The sequence below is a fragment of the Gordonia hongkongensis genome (genome assembly GCF_023078355.1).
Lineage (GTDB): Bacteria > Actinomycetota > Actinomycetes > Mycobacteriales > Mycobacteriaceae > Gordonia > Gordonia hongkongensis.
Window position 1 is genome coordinate 1,034,465 of record NZ_CP095552.1, and the last position, 19,148, is coordinate 1,053,612.

The window sequence follows — 19,148 nt, forward strand, 5'->3', positions numbered from 1 at the left end:
TTCCCCTTCCGAATTCGGCAGGTGGCACGCTGTGGCAGCGCGAGTGGGACAAGTCGGGGCGCGGGCGGTGGACGCGAGCCCGCGCGCTCTCGTCGGTGCGTCGCGGCGTGGTCTCCACAGCGGCGTCGGCGGCAGTATGCCCGTCGTGCGCACGCCCAAACACGGGCGCCGAAACGAAACGCGGCCACCGTCTCCTCGACGGTGGCCGCGTTGGTGGGGAGCGGGGGTCAGCCGTTCTGCAGCATGGGTGCGCGCAGCAGCTCCTCGGGGACGCCGAAGGCGTCGACAAGCGACCGGGCGTGCGGCCGCAGTTCCTGGCACAACTCGTTCACCCCGCGGCGGATCGCCTTGGCGCGCTCCACCGAGATGTGCCGGTGCATCAGGAACCAGGACAGGTCGTCTTTCAGGGCCGAGTAGACGAACAGGTCGCACACCTTGCCCAGAAGCTCGGCAGCCGAACGAGAATCGCAGTTGTCGATCGCCTCGACGAAGGCCTCGAGCACCACGCGCTCGATGTGCGCGTGCCCGACCTTCAGCAGGTGGTCCTGCGCATTGTTGAACACCTCGAAGGCGTCGTTGTCGTCGTCGAGTGCCCGACGCAGACGTTGCGCGCACGTGCGGACGAGGTGGTCCTCCCGGTTGCGGAACAGCCGGATCTGGGTGCTGCGATCGGTGAGCGCCGACTTCTCGGTGTCCTCGTCGGAACCATCCAGCAGGGTCTGCACGACCTGGCGGACCGCGGTCTTCTCGGCCACCACGTCGCGGGCCATGCCCGCGATGAAGCGCACCCAGCCACCCGCCGACAGACCCTGGACGTCTTCGGAGTACGCCGACAGCAGTTCCTTCGCGATCAGCTGCGTCATGATCGTGTTGTCGCCCTCGAAGGTGGTGAACACGTCGATGTCGCCGCGCATGATCGACAGCTGGTTCTCGTCCAGATAGCCTGCGCCGCCGCACGCTTCGCGGCTGACGTTGATGGCGTGAGAGGCGTGCCAGGTCGCGTAGGCCTTGAGGCCGGCGGCCTGCCCCTCGAGCTGGCGCTGGCGTCCGGCATCGGAGTCGTCCGGTGCGACCGACTGGACCTCGTGCAGTTCGTCGACGATCTCGTTCTGCGCGAAACCGATCGCGTACGACTTGGCGATGAGCGGCAACAGCTTTCGCTGATGGCCGAGGTAGTCCATCACGGTGATCTCGTCGGTGCCCTCGGGCGCCTCGAACTGCTTGCGGATCAGGCCGTAGCGGGTCGACAGTGCCAGCGCCTTGCGGCCGGCGGCACCCGCGGTCGCCGCCACGCTGACGCGGCCGCGGATGAGGGTGCCGAGCATGGTGAAGAAGCGGCGGTTGGTGTTCTCGATCGGCGAGCTGTAACTGCCGTCCTCGGCGACGTCGGCGTAGCGGTTGAGGAGGTTCTCCGCGGGAATGCGCACGTTGTCGAACATGATCCGGCCGTTGTCGACGCCGGCGAGTCCGCCCTTGTACCCGCAGTCGCTGGTGGTGACGCCGGGCAGGTCGGCGCCGTCCTCGCCGCGGATCGGCACCACGAAACAGTGCACGCCACGGCCTTCGGGCTCCTCGTCGGGTCCGCCGGTGACGAGCTGAGCGAACACCGCGGCGTAGCGGGCGTGCGCGGCGGCGCCGCCGATGTAGTCCTTGCGGGACGACGGGGTCGGGGAGTTGATGACGAACTCGCGGGCCTCGCGGTCGTAGGTCGCCGTGGTCTCGATGGCCTGCACGTTCGAACCGTGCCCGGTCTCGGTCATCGCGAAGCACCCGAGGACGCTCAGGTCGATGATGCCGGGCACGTACTTCTCGTGATGCCGTGCGGTACCGAGGTTTTCGACGGCGCCGCCGAAGAGACCCCATTGCACGCCCGCCTTGACCATGAGGGACAGGTCCGCGTAGCCGAGCATCTCGATGGCGGTGATCGACGCGCCGATGTCGCCGCTGCCGCCGTGGTCCTCGGCGAAACCGGCGGCCGCGAAACCCTGCGAGGCGAGCTCGCGCATCACCTCGAGGGTGTGGGCGCGCGCCTCGTCGAGCGTCCGGGACGGGTCGGGCAGGAGGTCGGCGCGGTTCGAGTTCTCCCGCACCGTCTCCCTCGTCGCGCGCCAGCGACCGTCGAGGACGAACCGCAGATTGTCGACGAGCAGGGCACGCTCGTCCGCGGACAGTTCGTCGTCGGCGGAGACGTCGGTCGGGGCGACCGGGTCGTCGACGGTCGGTTCGGTCGCGATGGGTGTCGGACTCGTCGTCGACGGGGTCTTCTCCGTCGAGCTCTTCTCAGCCGGGGTCTTCTCGGTGGGAGCGGTGGGGGTTGCCATGGCTCCACCGTACGTAGTGACCACGCGTCGGACCCAGCTTTTGTGGCGGCCGCTACTGACGAGTAATGCGTGCCGATCCGCTACACCGGTCGGCGCCGAACTCCTCCTTCGGGAACGGCCCGGGGGCCTCGTCGCCTCGATGTGGTGATACTTGACCCATGTCAGTCGCGGACACCGATCCGGCCGCCTTCCGGACGCGCGTCGTCGCCGAGTCCATCCGGTTGTTCAGCGAACACGGGTACGAGTCGACGACCGTCGACCAGCTCGCGGCCGCCGCCGGGATGTCCCGCCGTACGTTCTTCCGGCAGTTCGGGTCGAAGGAAGACGTGATCTTCGCCGATCACGAGTCGCTGCTCGCGCAGGTCGGCGACCGGCTCGCGGCCTCCGACGAGGATCCGTGGCTGGCGGTATGTGCGGCGGCCGAGCTGGTCTTCGCCCACTTCGTCCGGGATCGCGAACTCGCGGTGCGGCGCGCACAGGTGGTGCAGGAGGTGCCCGCGCTGCGGGATCGGGAGCTGGTGACGACGTACCGCTACCAGGGTGCGTTCGAGGAGTTCCTGCGCGCACGGTTGCCCGGCGAGTCGCCGGTGCGGGTGGTTGCCTACGTCGCGGCGGTCACGGGCACCCACAACTTCCTGCTGCGGCAGATGATCCGCGGCGACGCCGAAGCCACCCCCGAACGACTGCGGGACGAGCTGCACCGAGTGGCGATGGCACTCGGTGCCGGCGGCGCCGGCGGCGCATCGGTCCCGGGCGGCGGGTCGCGCGGACAGGTCACCGTGGTTGCCTATCCGGCCGGGATGTCTCGCTCGGAAGTCGCACGTCGGGTGGCCGAAGAGCTGGGGGAGGACTGACCCGGCGGAGGGCTGCGGGACATCGGCGCCGGTTTCGGGGACAATCGGCGGGGACGGGGACTGCATCGATTGACATGGCACTCAGTGCCGTGCTGAACTGGTTGTCAACATCTGCCGGCACCCCGTGTGCCGGGAACGAACAGGCACTCGCTGTGCCGTGAGGAGTTGTCATGGGCTACGGAAATCCCGACTTCAACGTCTTCGAGCTCCCGGAAGAGCACATCGCGCTGCGCGAGGCGATCCGTGCGCTCTCGGAGAAGGAGATCGAGCCGCACGCCGCCGACGTCGACGAGAACTCGCGGTTCCCGCAAGAGGCGCTCGACGCCCTCGTCGCATCGGGTTTCAACGCCATCCACGTGCCCGAGGAATACGGCGGCCAGGGTGGCGACTCCATCGCCGCCTGCATCGTCATCGAAGAGGTCGCCCGCGTCGACGCATCGTCGTCGCTCATTCCCGCGGTCAACAAGCTCGGCACCATGGGCCTGATCCTCAACGGCTCCGACGAGCTCAAGCAGCAGGTGCTACCCGGCATCGCCGCCGGTGAGGACATGGCGTCGTACGCCCTGAGCGAGCGCGAGGCCGGTTCGGATGCCGCGGGCATGAAGACCCGCGCCCGTAAGGACGGCAACAACTGGGTCCTCAACGGCTCCAAGTGCTGGATCACCAACGGCGGCAAGTCGAGCTGGTACACCGTGATGGCCGTGACGGACCCGGAGAAGAAGGCCAACGGCATCTCCGCGTTCATGGTCCACAAGGACGACCCCGGCTTCACCGTCGGACCGCTGGAGAAGAAGCTCGGCATCAAGGGTTCGCCGACCGCGGAGCTGTACTTCGAGGACTGCACCATCCCGCTCGACCGCATCATCGGCGACGAGGGCACGGGCTTCAAGACCGCCCTGCAGACCCTCGACCACACCCGCCCGACCATCGGCGCGCAGGCCGTCGGCATCGCGCAGGGCGCGCTCGACCAGGCCATCGCATATGTCAAGGACCGCAAGCAGTTCGGCAAGCCGATCAGCTCGTTCCAGGGTGTCGAGTTCATGATCGCCGACATGGCGATGAAGGTCGAGGCCGCTCGCCTCATGGTCTACACCTCGGCCGCTCGCGCCGAGCGCGGCGAGAAGAATCTGGGCTTCATCTCCTCGGCGTCGAAGTGCTTCGCCTCCGACGTCGCCATGGAGGTCACCACCGACGCCGTCCAGCTCTTCGGCGGTGCCGGTTACACCCGCGACTTCCCGGTCGAGCGCATGATGCGCGACGCCAAGATCACCCAGATCTACGAGGGCACCAACCAGATCCAGCGCGTCGTCATGAGCCGCGCGCTCCTGCGCTGATCGCCTCACCTCTCACAGGAATCGCCCCGTCGGCTTCGGCCGCCGGGGCGTTTTCATTCCCGCGGGACCGTTTCCCTCGCGCGGGTGCAAACCGGCGAGCGGGAAGGAAACGGACACCGCGGGAGCGGTGAGGCTGCGGTGCCTCTCGGCCTCATGCGGGTGTCGGGCCTGGGACGGGTCAGCGTCCGCGCGTTTGGCGAAGGCCGCCGCGTGCCACCTTGATGAGCCCGACGCGTCCGCCTCCGCTGGACGATGCGGATGCTTTCCGAGAAGGACTGTTGTCGACGATGAACTTCTTCGGTTTCGCCTTCTTTGCCGGCGGTGACTCTAGCTGGTGCATCAACGATTCCAGGTTGCGCAATCGGCCTTGTTGGCCCGCGGTCAGGCCGACCCGAATCTTAGCTGCCTGCAGAAGCTTGATTTCGCGATGCACTTCCTCACGCAGGCGGGCTCTGTGTTCCTTGGTTGCTTTCGTGGATGCAGCGGAGTCGGCTTCGGATCTCTTCGTTGAGGCAACTGATCTCTTGCTCGCCTGGGCTTTCGGTTTGGCGGGGCGCGCCTTATCCGCCGGTTTCGGCCGGGGCGTCTCTGCGTTCGCGTCGCGAATCCGGATGGTGCGCTTCGGCTGCTCGCGACCGAACGCGACGTCGGGGAACTGCACGCGCAACTGGACGCGCTCCTTCTCCCACCGGTCGACCTGTGACACTTCTGAAGGAGTCAGGGTGCGTGTCAGGCCTTCTCGACGCGTCGCGAGAAGCAGTTGGCTGAGCTGCTCGAAGCGGGCAAGAGCGTGGTCGCGACTCACGCGGCGTCTCCTCTATCGACGTACTTCACCAGGATGTCGGTGAACCATCGGGCTGATGGCGTAATCTCACGGCCTCGGTGTGAACTCGATCGTGCTCTCGTTGGGAGCGAATCCGTAAACGTTGACACCGGACCAGTCGGTGTCCACGCGTAAGACGATGCCGCCGTCGATGGTGAGGCATTCCTCGAGGTCCTCCGGTTCGAGCTCCAACTCGTCCTCGTCGGCTCCCAGAGTTTCTGCCAGCTTCGGGCTGATGTATCCCCAATGGGTGGCATCGCCGTAGAAGATGAAGAGGAGGGTCGGATCCGCGTTGTTCGGGCCGTCCTCATTCTCCGCCGGAAGACCGCTGAACGGTGAGTGGACGGCGCCCAAATAGTGCAAAGCGGTGCTCGGTAACGGCAATTCAGATTCCTCCAGGATGCGTCGTGACTACTCGATGTCTCGGATCACCGTAGTCTTACAGACGCTCCCGACAACCCAAGGACTGGTCGGAGGTTGAACGAGATCGCACGCTGCCGAGTGCAGGAATCCTCATCAGCAAACCCGCCGCGGCCGATACCTCCTCCACTGCGTTCGCGACTTCGCCCCACCAAGTGATCTTTGAACGATCCTCTGCTGGGCGAGGCGATGATCTATCAACGGCGCCCGATCCTGTGAACGTCGGTTGGCAAGACGTGCCGCTACGAGCGCTCGTGCTGGCCGGATCGAGAATCTGGCAGGGTGGCCGCTCCGGCAGGTCGTATACCTCCTCGAAGGCGACGGCCGCCCCGACGGTTCATTCCATCCCGCCGCTTGACGACGCCACCTCTACTTACCCGATACATTCACACTCAACCGAGTGAAAGAGTCACCTGACGTATGAGCACGACCAACGCCAACCTCATCTGGAGCATCGCCGAGAAGCTGCGTGGACCGTTTCAGCCGAACCAGTACGGCGATGTCATCCTCCCGTTCGCCATCCTGCGACGTCTGGACTGCATCTTGAAGCCGACCAAGGACGAGGTTCTCGCCGAGTACAAGAAACTTGCGAAGACCAAGGTTGATCCCGACATCGTTCTGAAGACCAAGTTCAAGCTGCCGTTCTACAACACGTCGCGATGGGACTTCCGCGCTCTGACCTCGGACGCTGAGGACGTCGCCGACAACCTGCTCAATTACATCGCACGTTTCTCTCCGAACATCCGTGACGTGTTCGACGGGTTCGGCATGGAAGACCTCATCGAGCGACTCAGCAAGTCCGATCGGCTATACCTGATCGTCAAGGAGTTCGCAGCCGTCGACCTGCACCCCAAGGCAGTCAGTGGGTACGAGATGGGTCTGATCTTCGAAGAGCTCATCCGCAAGTTCGCCGAGTCCAACAATGCCGCCGCCGGTGACCACTTCACGCCGCGTGAGGTCATTGCCCTGATGGTCGACGTCCTGTTCGCGACCGCCGACGACGCGCTCACAAAGCCGGGGACCGTCCGGACGATCTACGATCCCGCAGCAGGTACCGGCGGCATGCTTTCCACCGCCTATGACCATCTGCTGCAGATGAACCACAAGGCCCGACCGGTGCTGTATGGGCAGGAGATCAACTCCCGCTCGTACGCCATGTGCAAGTCCGACATGATCATCAAAGGTCAGGACGTCGACAACATCTATCTCGGCGACACCCTCACCGACGACAACTTCCGCGGCCGCCACTTCGACTACCTGCTGTCCAACCCGCCGTTCCGTAAAATGTCGGCGTGTTGTGGCAGTGTGTGTTGCTGTGGAGCAACGCGCAGGGACACGCGGATGGCGGATGTCCTATGCGCGGCCTAGCCGCCGGCAACTGACCTCCACGGTGGCGCTCGAGTACGCGCCAACGATCGATGCGCGAGAAGCTGCTGTCGGTATCCGGCCGGGGCAACCGTTCCTGCTGCCGCCTATCGGCCGACCGGACATCGACGTCTCGCTGTTCTTCGCTTCCGACACGTTCAAGCGCCTGGCCGCCGACTCCCAGGTCTCGTATGCGATGGACCTCAAGGTGTTCCTGTCGTTCCTCGCCGTCCAAGAAGTGGATTGGCGGGATGCCACCCGCGATGACCTCGTCGACTTCGAGTTCTGGCGCCGGCGCGACGACCGCAACCCCCGGCGGGTGAGCGCGGCCAAGTTCTCGCGGGAGCTCGCTGCAATCTCCAAGTTCTACAGCTGGCAGCAGTACCGGGGCACAGTGAGTCGATCGCCTGTGGTGATGGTCGACCAGCGAAAGCATTCGGGGCCGCCGAGCCTGCGTCCAGAGCTGCTGCCGAAAAGCGTGCGTTCGACCCGGGTGAAATGGTTGACCCCACGCGCATACATTCGGTGGCGCGACATCGGACTCGGCGGGTACCTCCCGGACGGCACGCGAGACGAGAGATGGCGCGGCCGCAACGACGGCCGAAACCTCGCCCTCGCAGAAGCCCTGTGGTCCAGTGGATTACGACTCCGCGAAGGCGGATCCCTGGTCCTCGACGAACTCCCATCATTCACCTCGGAACTGCAGTACGTCAGAGGCCGTGTCGGCGAATCGGTGGCCAAGGGCGGCCGAGGACGGGACTTCTGGATCTCGGGCCGCACCCTGAAACTGATCGACAACTACCGCGAGTCGACCCGACGCGAGGCCGTCCACCGTGCCCAGCGCGAAGGCCGCTACACGGCGATCACCACGAAAAAGGTGGTGGACCGGGTCGACAACCGCCGGATCGTCCACTACCGAGATGGTGACGGCCGGCCGGGCACCGTGCCGCTGGACAACCTCGACTGGAAGGACCGGCTCGACTTCTTCGTCGGGGGTGAGAGCGGCCTCGAGCCGTGGATGCTGTGGCTGTCGGAAGCCGGGCTGCCTCTGCCGTACCGCACCTGGGAGGCCGTGTTCTCCACGGCCAACGCACGCTGCCACGGACTCGGAGTCGACATCCGGTGCCACCCGCACATGCTGCGGCACTCGTTTGCGCTGCGAATGCTGGTGTCGTTGATCTACGCCCACGACAGGCGGATGGGGATCACCGCGGAGGAACGCCGCGAGTTCCGGCATCTGTTCGGTGATCCGTGGGTGCTCGTCCAAACGATGCTCGGACACGCGAATCTGGCGACGACCCGGAACTGTTATCTCGAGCCGGTATCCGGGCTGCAGGTCGAGTTGTTCCTCAACTCCGATCCGGCCGACGGGTCGCTGATCGACGACCTCGTCTCCCGGGTCGCCCAACTCTCGCCCCGAATCCAGGACGGCGAGGGGCAGCGATGAGCCCGTCGACGTCGGCCGCGTTGCCGCCCGCAAGGTACGCCCGGCCGTCGCTGGTCGACGGCTCCCTGCGACGTGTGAACTTCGTCGATCCCGACGGCCGTAGCAAGGCCTTCGACTTCACCGATGCCCCTGCAACACCGACACTTCTCGACGACCTCGTCCGCGCATTCGCCAGCGGTGTCGCACCGGGAGGACGCTGGCAGACGGTTACGACGGCAGAGGCGGCGGCCGGCACGGTCAGACACCTGGCGCGCTACCTGACCGAGTTCCATCCGCACGTCGTCTCCCTGGCCGATCTCGATGCCGAAGTGTGGTGGGCGTGGCGGTCGGAGAAGGACAAGAACACTCGCTGGCCCGGGCAGGTAACGATGATGCGGGCACTGCTGGCGGAGGCGACAACGCTGCCGCAGTCGACCCGTCGAGCGATGCGCGCAAAGGCCGTGAAACCACGCAAGCGCCTCCCCGCGAATGACGCCTACACCCGGGACGAGTTCACCGCCATCCGCAATGCGGCGAATCACCGCGTGAACCAAGCCCTTCGGCGACTCGAGGCGAACACTGCGGTGCTGCAGTGTTACCTCGACGGAGACGAACCCGCCGATGCCCCGTCGTTCCAGGTGCAGGGCACACGCTGGACGGTCGGTTCCCTGCTGGCCCACCTATCCCGCACAGGGACGATGCCGTCGCAGTACCTGTCCTGGGCGGTGAGCCGAAAAGACTGCTTCGACCTTCGCGGTGTCACCAACCCTGCGCAAGCACTGTTCCCGAGCATCGACGAGGTGCTCAACCTGATGGTCCTCCTCGTCTGTGAGCGAGGATTCAACCTGTCGGTGATGAACGCACTGACTGTCGACTCGTTCCCGGCATCGGACCCGGACATCGAGGGCCCCGTCCATACCGTAGGGGTGGACAAACCGCGACGAGGAACCCGGCGATACTCCAACGAAATCCTCGCCGGCGAGGCCGGGAAACTCTGGGAACGCGCGGTCACCCTGACGCAGCCGTGCCGCGACGCACTGCACGGGATGGGCTGTCCGACCGACAGACTGCTGGTCGCCCACCGGAACAAGAACCTCACATCAGACGGCCCATTCCGCACAGAGTGGACGACCGCATGCCTCGGCACCTCCAGTGAAAGCCAGACCGCTGACGGTCCGACGTGGACGTTTCGGCGTCTCCGGTTGACCGAGCAGGTCTTGAACCAGACGGCACGACAGAACTCCGAAACCGAGAGTGAGGACATCTACCGACGGCCGGACCCGCTCACCGCAGAGGCAGCCTCCGAGACGATCACCGCCGGGTTGAACGATGCCGTAGCACACGCACACGCCTCAATCCACGTCCGCGCGATGAACACTCGTGAGGTCGAGCAGGCGCGGCAGAACCCGGAAGCTGCGGCCGCGACCCTCGATGTCCCGGTCCACACACTCAAACTGCTCCTGGCCGGACGTCTGGACACACCGACGGCGGCCTGCACGGACTTCTTCGGCAGCCCGTTCGCCGACGAGGCCGGCCAACCGTGCCCGGCCTCGTTCTTCGCATGCTTCGCATGCGACAACGCAATAATCACCCCGCGGCATCTGCCACGTCTGGTCGTCCTCCTCGACGCACTCGACGACATCGCGACCGTGGTGGCCACTTCCCGGTGGGATCGGGACTTCGCCGAACACTACGCACGGCTGCGCACAATCCTCACGACCAACGCCACGACCGCCGAGATCGTCCAAGCACGCAGTGCTGCCCACGACGAGGATCGAGAGATGGTCCGTCGACTGCTGAATCGGAGGCTCGACGGATGACGGCACGTGTCTCCGCCGCCGCAGCGGTCCCCACCGCGGTGGCCATGTCGGACTCCGATCCGATCATCCTCGACAAGACCCGCATCGCACCCGCCCACACCGAGCCGATCTCGCGGGTCGGAGACACCCGCTGGGATCTGGCCCCGCTGCTGCACAAACCCACCATCGTGGGCTCCCGGTCCATCAACTTCGACACCTTCCCGCCGTGTTTCCGTGCGGCAGCGAAGAGCTCATCTGGCTCTGCGTGAACGTGCCCACTCCCATGGAGGACCTGGAGCGACCGACTGCGACGCGTTCCCAGCTGTCGGTCGGCTCCATCATCGTCTACGCCGGTTTCCTACGACTGTGGATGACATGGCTTGATGGACAAGGCATCCACCGGTTCGACGGTGTGACCGACGACGTGTATCGACGCTACTGTTCCGAGGTCGCCGTCAGCGGGCTCGGGCGTGAGAGCCAGGCCAACCGACTCTTTGCTATCACTCGGTGCTGGCTGTACGGGCCGTACCTGCCTGACTCCGACACCTTGACCCGCCCCTACTGGGAAGACACCCTCGCCAGAGCCGATGTCCTCGGTGACGCCAAGTGGTCCGCGGAGAACCGCACCCCTCCGATCCATCCGCAGACCATGTCGGCGCTGCTCGTCTGGGCGATCCGGTTCTGCACCGACTTCAGCGCGGACATCATCGCAGCGGCACGCACGAAATCGAACCCACCACGTCGTCCGCGCCTCGACGGCCTGACCCCCAGCGAGCGTTTCGGCAACTACGCACAGCACCAGAGGACGTCATCCAAGAGAATCCCGGGGTTCTACCCGGCCAATCGCCCAGGCCAACGCTGCGTCGCAAAGCAGTTCATCGGCTGGCAGCTGGGCCTGGGCACGGACGACGTCGTTCACCTCGGTTCGATGGATCGGATCTTCGGCGACCTCGATCCGATTGACGAGGCAGTGCTGCCGGTACCGATCACCGGCACCATTGATACCCGGCCCTGGACCGGCGGCATCAACTTCTACGACGTCGACAATCTGTGCCGATTGTTGGCTACCGCGGCATTCATCGTGGTCGCGTACCTGACCGGTATGCGCGGCGAGGAATGCCGAGCGTTGCGACGTGGCTGCTGCCGCACGGCCATCGACGAGAAGACTGGGCAAACCCGGCACCTGGTCTACGGTCAAGTATTCAAGGGCGCACTCGACGAGTCCGGCAACGCCCCTCCGGCCGGCAGCGAGCGCGACCAGCCGTGGCAGGCAATCGTGCCGGTCGCCAAGGCAGTCGAGGTGATGGAAGCGCTGTATCCCGACAGTGACCTGCTGTTCCCGCTCCGGGCGTTCACGCCATTCCAGAACGCCGACGCCGACAAGGCTGTGCATCCACGGATGATTCGTGACCGCACAGCGGACCTGATTGCCTGGTGCAACGCCAAGGCTGAGGAGTTCGGGCGCACAAACGAATCGATTCCCGCCGACCCTGAGGGCCCGGTTGTCGTCAAACGATTCCGCCGCACCCTTGCCTGGTTCATCTACCGCCAACCGGGGGGACGGATCGCCCTGGGGATCCAGTACGGGCACCTTCGGGGGCACAGTACCGACGGCTACGGCTCCCGAGTCGCTAGCGGCCTACGGGACGTGTTCCCCATGGAAGAGGCCCTGGCCACTGCCGAGTACCTCGAGGCCGCCGCTACCCGCCTCGACGACGGCGAATCCGTCACCGGGCCGGCCGCTCAGCGATATCAGGACGGTGTCCGCCTCTACCACCGGCAGTTCGGTGGCAGGTATCTGACCAACCGTCAGGCCGCAGCCCTGAACGCGAACCCGCGGCTGCGGATTTACGACAACAGCGAGCAGTTCGTGACCTGCTGCTACGACCAGTCCAAGGCCCTGTGTCACCCCGATCGGGACAGAACAGCGAGGGTCGAGGCATCACCAGATGTCACCAACTGCCAACCGAACTGCGGCAACATCGCCCGGACCGACCGCAACATCACAGACGTCGAGGCTGCAATCGAGCAGACCCGCGACGAGATCGCGAGCCCCACTATCCCGCTACCGCTGAAAGTGCGCCTGGAACAGCGAATCAGCAGCCTTCAGCAGATCATCGACCATCACCGCAACCCTGAAGGATGCCGATGATGGCGGCAACAACGGACGACGACGCGCGGCGGGCGATCCGAGACGCGATGGACCGCCTCATCGCAGGCGAACCCCTGTACTCCGATGGCAAGCTCACCATCAAATCGCTCGCCGAGGAAGCGCGGATCAAACGCTGGTTGCTAACTCACCGCCACACCGACCTGCAATCAGAGTTCCGAGCACGGATTGCGAACACGGACGCGCCACCCGCTCTGGTGGCACTGCGCGATGAGCGGGACGGCGCCCAGCGACGCATCGACGAACTGACCGCAGACGTCACTGCCCTTCAGGAAACCGTCCATCAACTCGAACGGATCATCCAGGTGTTAGCGCTGGAGAACGATCAGCTGCGCGAAGGTCAGCGCTCCGGACGAGTCGTGCCGATCGGGCCGCGTCAGGGAAACCAACAGTGAGCACAAACCGCACCATCGTGACCACGTCAAGCCACTCGGGGGGGGCGTGACCGAACCCAACGGGGTAGAGCAGGTCGATGCTGCCACTTGATCGTGCAGCAGCCCCGCCTGAAGCCGACTATATTCGGATAGATCCTTCCTAACAGGGTTAAACCGGGTAGAGTTCCGAGAGACCGATACACGATCGGTCGATGATTCGGAGGGGTAGCAGTGACGGAGCCGTGGCTGTCCGCTGATGACATCGCTGCCCATCTCGGCGTCACCAAGGACACCGTGTACAGCTGGATCGCCGAGAAGGCCATGCCTGCCCACAAGATCGGCCGCCTGTGGAAGTTCCAGGTCAGCGAGGTCGATTCTTGGGTGCGGGGCGGCGGGGCCGCCGCGATCCCTGATACGGCGGAGGGCTGACGTGCGGAGCATCGACAACGTCAACGATCTACTCGGGGACGACCTCAAAACGGTGATCACGCCGGGTTCGAAGGTGCGCATCGCGGCGTCGACCTTTTCGATCTTCGCGTTCGAGGCGCTACGCAAGGAACTCGAGCAGGTCTCCGAGCTGGAGTTCATCTTCACCTCGCCCTCCTTCGTGACGGAGAAGGTGACCGACCGGCTACGCAAGGAGCGCCGCGAGTTCTTCATCCCGGCCGGTCACGCGGAGTCGAGCCTGTACGGCTCCGAGTTCGAGATCAGACTGCGCAACCAGCTGACCCAGCGTGCGATCGCGAAGGAATGCGCCGACTGGGTACGCCGCAAGGTGACGTTCCGGTCCAACTCGACCGGGAACCCGATGCAGCAGTTGGCAGTGGTCGACGATGCCGCCGCCTACTTCCCGATCCAGGGATTCACGACCACCGACCTCGGCTACGAGCGTGGGCCAGCGGTATCGAACATGAGCACCAAGTTCGAGGGCGCACCCGAGACACGGCATCTCCTCGACATCTTCGACCAGATCTGGAACAACCCGGACCAGCTCGACGACGTCACCCAGGCAGTCCACGACCACATCGCCAGCGTGTACGCCGAGAACTCCCCGGCCCGCATCTACTTCCTGATCCTCTACAACCTGTTCGCCGAGTTCCTCGACGACATCAACGAGGACGTGCTGCCCAACGACCGCACCGGCTACCAGGACACACAAGTCTGGAATGCGCTCTACAACTTCCAGAAGGATGCGGCGACCGGGATCATCAACAAGCTCGAGACCTACAACGGCTGCATTCTCGCCGACAGCGTCGGTCTCGGTAAGACGTTCACTGCGCTCGCAGTCATCAAGTACTACGAGCTGCGCAACAAGTCGGTACTCGTGCTGTGCCCGAAGAAGCTCGCCGAGAACTGGACGAACTACAACGCGAACCTGACCACGAACATCTTCGCCGGCGACCGGTTCAACTACGACGTGCTCGCCCACACCGACTTGTCCCGCACCCGGGGCGAGTCGATGGGGCTACGGCTCGATCGCGTGAACTGGGGCAACTACGACCTGGTCGTGATCGACGAGTCGCACAACTTCCGCAACGCAGACTTCTCCGAGGAGAAGGAGTCCCGCTACCAGCGGCTGATGCGGCAGGTGATCCGCGAGGGTGTGAAGACGAAGGTCCTCATGCTCTCGGCGACCCCGGTGAACAACAAGTTCAGCGACCTGAAGAACCAACTCCAGCTCGCGTACGAGGGCGAGTCGGACAACCTTGCCAAGCACCTCAACATTTCGACGACCGTCGAGAAGGTGTTCAAGGACGCGCAGATGGTGTTCAACGCCTGGTCGAAGCTCGATGCCGAGGATCGCACGACGGACCGCATCCTGAAGGATCTCGACTTCGACTTCTTTGAGTTGCTCGACGCCGTCACTATCGCCCGATCCCGCAAACACATTCAGGCGTTCTACGACACCACCGAGATCGGTGTGTTCCCGAAACGGCTGCCGCCCGCCTCGATCCGCCGGCCACTCACGGACGTCGACGGCATCCCGACGTTCAACGAGATCTTCGAGCAGCTGCAACAGCTCACGCTCGCCGTGTACACGCCATTGGCGTACGTGTTCCCCAGCCGCCTCCAGAAGTACGAGGACCTCTACAACGTCGGCACGGCCGGCGGCAAGGCGAATCTCGGGCAGCGAGGGCGTGAGCAGGGCCTGAAGAAGCTCATGACGGTCAACCTCCTCAAGCGTCTCGAGAGCTCCGTCGACGCGTTCCGGCTGACCCTGACGAAGATCGAGGGAACCGTCGATCGGACACTTGGCCGACTCGACGCACGCCACGGCACGCTCACCGACATGGACATCGATCTGGACGATCTCGAGGTCGACGACGAGGACGCGGCAGACGCCGAGGCACTCGTGTTCGGCAACAAAATCAAGATCGACCTCGAGGACATCGACGTCGACTCCTGGCAGCGGGACCTGTGGAACGACCGCGAGACGCTGCACCGCCTGGTCACCGAGATGCACAGGATCACGCCCGCACACGATCTGAAACTGCGTGCCCTGAAAGATTTGATCACCGACAAGGCGGCGAACCCGATCAACGCCGGAAACCGCAAGGTGCTGATCTTCTCCGCGTTCGCCGACACCGCCAACTACCTCTACCGCGAGCTCGGCCCCGCACTGAGCCCCGCCGGTATGGAACTCGGGCTCGTCACCGGCGGCGGGAACGGGGCGAAGACGACGATCGGCACCGGATACGACTTCCAGTCAGTCCTCACCCTGTTCTCGCCGCGGTCGAAGCAGCGGCACCTGACCATGCCGAAGGCAACGATCGAGATCGACATCCTGATCGGTACCGATGTGATCAGCGAGGGCCAGAACCTGCAGGACTGCGACTACCTGGTCAACTACGACATTCATTGGAATCCGGTGCGGATCATCCAGCGTTTCGGCCGGGTCGACCGCATCGGCTCGACGAACACCCATATCCAGCTGGTGAACTTCTGGCCTGATATCTCGCTTGACGAGTACATCAACCTCAAGGAGCGGGTCGAGAACCGGATGGTCATCGCCGACCTCGCCGGCACCGCCGACGACAACGTCCTCACCCTCGAAGACTCCGACGCCACGTTCCGTAAACAGCAGCTCCGCAAGCTCCAGGACGAGGTCATCGAACTCGAAGACGTCCGCACCGGAGTCTCCATCACTGACCTGGGGCTCAACGACTTCCGCATGGATCTACTCGGTTACCTCAAGGAGTACGGCGACCTCGCGTCCGCACCGAAGGGCCTGCATGCCGTGGTGCCCGCCGACCGGATCAAGGGGCTCACGCCTGGAGTGATCTTTGTGCTGCGGAACGTCGACGCCGACGAGAACATCAACCGCGGAAACCGGCTTCACCCGCACTACCTCGTCTACCTCGACAACAACGGCACCGTCATCGCCGACCACACCGAGGCCAAGCGTCTGCTGGATCTCATCCGGACCGGATGCCGCCCCCACGATCAGCCCGTCGCCGACGTTGTCCGCACCTTCAACACCGCTACCGGTGAGGGCGCGAATATGGAGCGGTACTCACAGCTGCTCACCGACGCGATCTACTCGATGATCGACGTCACCGAGGAACGCGACATCGACAGCCTGTTCACCAGCGGCCACACCACCGCCCTCACCCAGACCATCGCCGGCCTCGACGACTTCGAACTCATCGCATTCATCGCCGTAGTCGACCCCGATGGTGAGGCGCCGACGGATGGGTGACCCCGGCGTGAACCTGCTCTACCGCTGGCCCGAGGCCGCACAGTTCGGCCGCCGCATCCCGAAAGAGAAGTTCTACGAGCACGGCACCGTCCCCGCCGCGGTGCGGGAGAAGTTCGTCGCCGAGGTGCGCCGCATCACCTGGGCCTACAAACTCGCCGAGGCCACCGTCAACCTGCCCGGCAGCGACACGGTCCCCGAGATCCAGGTGTTCCGGATCGACGCGAAGGGCGCCGACGTCACCGAGTCGGTGCTGACCGCGATCGACAAGGCGATCCCGTTCCCGATCGTCTTCGAGATCAACCGCGTTCAGGGCGGGGCCGAGCACACCCGGATGGTGGCCGCGCACAAACAACTCGTCTCCGGCACACCGAAACTCAGCGCCTACTACTCGACCGGCTGGCAGCCCGCCGACACCGGACGCCAACCGCTGCCGACCGCGATCACCCTGCCCGTCCTCTACACCGCGCTCCTGGAACCGTTGACGCCAGTGACGGTGCGGCCCGGCGAGGACATGTCGGAGGTCGCAGGCAGACTGCACGCGGCAGGAAAGCTCGAACGCGAAATCGCCGCACTGGAGCGCAAGCTCCGCACCGAGCCGCAGTTCAACCGCAAGGTGGAGCTGCGCCGGATCCTGAAAACGAAGCAAGCAGAGTTGGACTCATTGAGATGAAGAGGCAGAACTGGCCCGTGGAGAAGCTGCGCATGACGTCCCCAGACTTGACCGACGCGAACGTCGGACAGCTCGCCGCACTGTTCCCCAGCGTCGTCACCGAGACCGTTGACGCCGACGGTAATCCGAAGCGGGCCATCGACTTCGACCTGCTACGTCAGGAGCTGTCCGACCATGTGGTCGAGGGGCCGCAGGAGCGTTACCAGCTCGACTGGCCAGGCAAACGCGCCGCCGCGTTCGCCGCTAACGCGCCCATCGCCAAGACGCTCCGGCCCGTGCGCGAGGAATCCGTCGACTTCGACACCACCAAGAACCTCTTTATCGAAGGCGACAACCTCGACGCACTGAAGCTGCTTCAGGAGTCCTACCTGGGCAAGGTCAAGCTGATCTACATCGATCCGCCGTACAACACGGGGAACGACTTCGTCTATGCGGACGATTTTGCTGAGAGCACGCCGGAATACCTCGCCCGTTCCGGGCAGGTGGATGACTCGGGCGCGAAACTTGTGGCGAACCCCGAATCCAACGGACGGTTCCACTCGGACTGGTTGAGCATGATGTACCCGCGACTTAAGCTCGCGCGCAATCTGCTAACAAGCGACGGCGTCCTCTTCGTATCTGCCGACGATCACGAGTTGGCGAATTTACGTCGCCTCTGCGATGAGATTTTTGGAGAGGCGAACTTCCAAGCAGATATATCGTGGCAGAAGCGATACACACGCAGTAACAACACCCAAGACTTCACAACCGTTGTCGAGCACATCCTCGTTTACAGTCGCTCAAGCGAGTTCGAGGTAAACCTGCTTCCCCGCACGGATGAGGCTGATGGTCGGTACTCGAACCCTGACAACGATCCCCGCGGCCCGTGGAAGGGCGCCTCGTTCCTGAATCCCGCAACGCCTGAACAGCGGCCAAACCTGTGTTACCCGATTGCAAACCCCAATACAGGCAAAGTCACTTCGCCAACTACGAACGCTTGGCGTCGATCCAAGGAAGAGTTCGATCGACTTTGCGAAGAAGGGCTGCTCTATTGGGGAGCAGGCGGAACCTCGGCCGTGCCGTCCATAAAAATGTTCCTCTCGGAAGCACGCGGCTTGACGCCAGTCAACTTCTGGGAACACACGTATGCGGGAAATACTGACGACGGCACCCGCAATGTTGCTTCCCTATTCAATGCCAAATTGTTCGACAATCCGAAGCCGGTCAAGCTGTTAATAAGAATTCTTGAGCACGCGACAGGGCAAGATTCGCTGATCCTCGACTTTTTCGGGGGCTCCGGCACAACAGCCGAGGCAATTTTTGCTAAGAATGCTGAAGACGGGGGAGAGCGCCGATTTATTTTGGTCCAGCTCGATGAGATTCCACACCCCAAGTCTGAAGCCGCCAAGGCTGGCTACCAGACCATCGCTGCCGTCGCTCGCGAGCGCATCCGGCGTGCCGGGCACAAGGTACTTGAGGATGGGGGCGTAATGTCCGGTGACCTGGACGTGGGCTTCCGAGCTCTGCGCATTGACACGACCAACATGACTGACGTGCTGCGGTCACCCGACGAGACGGATCAGTTGGCTCTCGATGAGCTGGAGAGCAGCATCAAACCCCACCGCTCGGGCGAGGACCTGTTGTTCCAGGTCCTGCTCGATTGGGGTCTCGAGCTGACGATGCCGATCAGTGTCGAACAGATCGATGGGCGCGAGGTGTTCGTAGTCGAGGAGGGGGCGCTGATCGCGTGTTTCGACTTGGAGGTCAGCCCTCAGCTCGTGCGTCTCATCGCCGAGCGTGAACCTCTGCGCGCAGTGTTCCGAGATTCCGCTTTCGCCTCGGACGACGCCCGTATCAATGCAGAGCAAGTCTTCCGCGAGGTGTCGCCCGCTACGGATGTGAAGGCGATCTGA

15 protein-coding genes are annotated in these 19,148 nt (G+C 64.2%); 12 read left to right on the forward strand and 3 right to left on the reverse strand.

Annotated features, from left to right (window positions below):
• Nucleotides 1-227: 227 nt before the first annotated feature.
• The gene (locus MVF96_RS04775; protein ID WP_247451456.1) at nt 228-2,321 is read right to left on the reverse strand and encodes an acyl-CoA dehydrogenase family protein; all 2,094 of its coding nucleotides are present in this window, start codon (nt 2,319-2,321) and stop codon (nt 228-230) included.
• Nucleotides 2,322-2,479: 158 nt separating this feature from the next.
• Here MVF96_RS04775 and MVF96_RS04780 point away from each other — a divergent pair, with 158 nt between their 5' ends.
• Both MVF96_RS04780 and MVF96_RS04785 read left to right on the forward strand, forming a co-directional pair.
• Nucleotides 2,480-3,175 (forward strand): TetR family transcriptional regulator, encoded by a 696-nt coding sequence (locus MVF96_RS04780; RefSeq protein WP_247451458.1) that lies wholly within the window; start codon nt 2,480-2,482, stop codon nt 3,173-3,175.
• Nucleotides 3,176-3,345: 170 nt separating this feature from the next.
• Nucleotides 3,346-4,509 carry an acyl-CoA dehydrogenase gene (locus tag MVF96_RS04785; protein ID WP_137809721.1) on the forward strand — a complete coding sequence of 388 codons (1,164 nt, stop codon included), beginning with the start codon at nt 3,346-3,348 and terminating at the stop codon, nt 4,507-4,509.
• Between the two features lie 178 nt (nt 4,510-4,687).
• Here the strand turns inward: MVF96_RS04785 and MVF96_RS04790 are convergent, their stop codons facing one another.
• Together MVF96_RS04790 and MVF96_RS04795 are read right to left on the reverse strand one after the other, a co-directional pair.
• On the reverse strand, nt 4,688-5,314 hold the full coding sequence (locus MVF96_RS04790; protein WP_247451460.1) for a hypothetical protein: 627 nt from the start codon (nt 5,312-5,314) through the stop codon (nt 4,688-4,690).
• A 66-nt stretch (nt 5,315-5,380) separates the two neighbouring features.
• Nucleotides 5,381-5,695 carry a hypothetical protein gene (locus MVF96_RS04795; RefSeq protein ID WP_247451461.1) on the reverse strand — a complete coding sequence of 105 codons (315 nt, stop codon included), beginning with the start codon at nt 5,693-5,695 and terminating at the stop codon, nt 5,381-5,383.
• A 477-nt stretch (nt 5,696-6,172) separates the two neighbouring features.
• Here MVF96_RS04795 and MVF96_RS04800 point away from each other — a divergent pair, with 477 nt between their 5' ends.
• The 10 genes from MVF96_RS04800 (at nt 6,173) to MVF96_RS04845 (ending at nt 19,148) form a co-directional block, all read left to right on the forward strand.
• Nucleotides 6,173-7,120, forward strand: a complete 948-nt coding sequence (locus MVF96_RS04800; RefSeq protein ID WP_247451463.1) for a type I restriction-modification system subunit M — start codon at nt 6,173-6,175, stop codon at nt 7,118-7,120.
• Nucleotides 7,101-8,564: a tyrosine-type recombinase/integrase gene (locus MVF96_RS04805; RefSeq protein WP_247451465.1), complete on the forward strand. Its 1,464-nt coding sequence runs from the start codon at nt 7,101-7,103 to the stop codon at nt 8,562-8,564. Before MVF96_RS04800 ends, MVF96_RS04805 begins: the two co-directional genes overlap by 20 nt.
• On the forward strand, nt 8,561-10,363 hold the full coding sequence (locus tag MVF96_RS04810; protein WP_247451467.1) for a hypothetical protein: 1,803 nt from the start codon (nt 8,561-8,563) through the stop codon (nt 10,361-10,363). Before MVF96_RS04805 ends, MVF96_RS04810 begins: the two co-directional genes overlap by 4 nt.
• Nucleotides 10,360-10,611 (forward strand): hypothetical protein, encoded by a 252-nt coding sequence (locus MVF96_RS04815; protein WP_247451469.1) that lies wholly within the window; start codon nt 10,360-10,362, stop codon nt 10,609-10,611. The genes MVF96_RS04810 and MVF96_RS04815 overlap by 4 nt, the downstream gene beginning before the upstream one ends.
• A gap of 143 nt (nt 10,612-10,754) precedes the next feature.
• On the forward strand, nt 10,755-12,494 hold the full coding sequence (locus MVF96_RS04820) for a hypothetical protein (RefSeq protein WP_247451471.1): 1,740 nt from the start codon (nt 10,755-10,757) through the stop codon (nt 12,492-12,494).
• Nucleotides 12,495-12,541: 47 nt separating this feature from the next.
• Nucleotides 12,542-12,907 (forward strand): hypothetical protein, encoded by a 366-nt coding sequence (locus tag MVF96_RS04825; protein ID WP_247451473.1) that lies wholly within the window; start codon nt 12,542-12,544, stop codon nt 12,905-12,907.
• 210 nt (nt 12,908-13,117) lie between these two features.
• Nucleotides 13,118-13,315, forward strand: coding sequence for a helix-turn-helix domain-containing protein (locus MVF96_RS04830; protein ID WP_247451474.1), 198 nt, complete (start codon nt 13,118-13,120; stop codon nt 13,313-13,315).
• A gap of 1 nt (nt 13,316) precedes the next feature.
• Nucleotides 13,317-16,586: a helicase-related protein gene (locus MVF96_RS04835; protein WP_247451475.1), complete on the forward strand. Its 3,270-nt coding sequence runs from the start codon at nt 13,317-13,319 to the stop codon at nt 16,584-16,586.
• Nucleotides 16,579-17,256 (forward strand): DUF4391 domain-containing protein, encoded by a 678-nt coding sequence (locus tag MVF96_RS04840; RefSeq protein ID WP_247451482.1) that lies wholly within the window; start codon nt 16,579-16,581, stop codon nt 17,254-17,256. The genes MVF96_RS04835 and MVF96_RS04840 overlap by 8 nt, the downstream gene beginning before the upstream one ends.
• Complete coding sequence (locus MVF96_RS04845) at nt 17,253-19,148, forward strand: site-specific DNA-methyltransferase (protein WP_247451483.1); 1,896 nt, start codon at nt 17,253-17,255, stop codon at nt 19,146-19,148. The genes MVF96_RS04840 and MVF96_RS04845 overlap by 4 nt, the downstream gene beginning before the upstream one ends.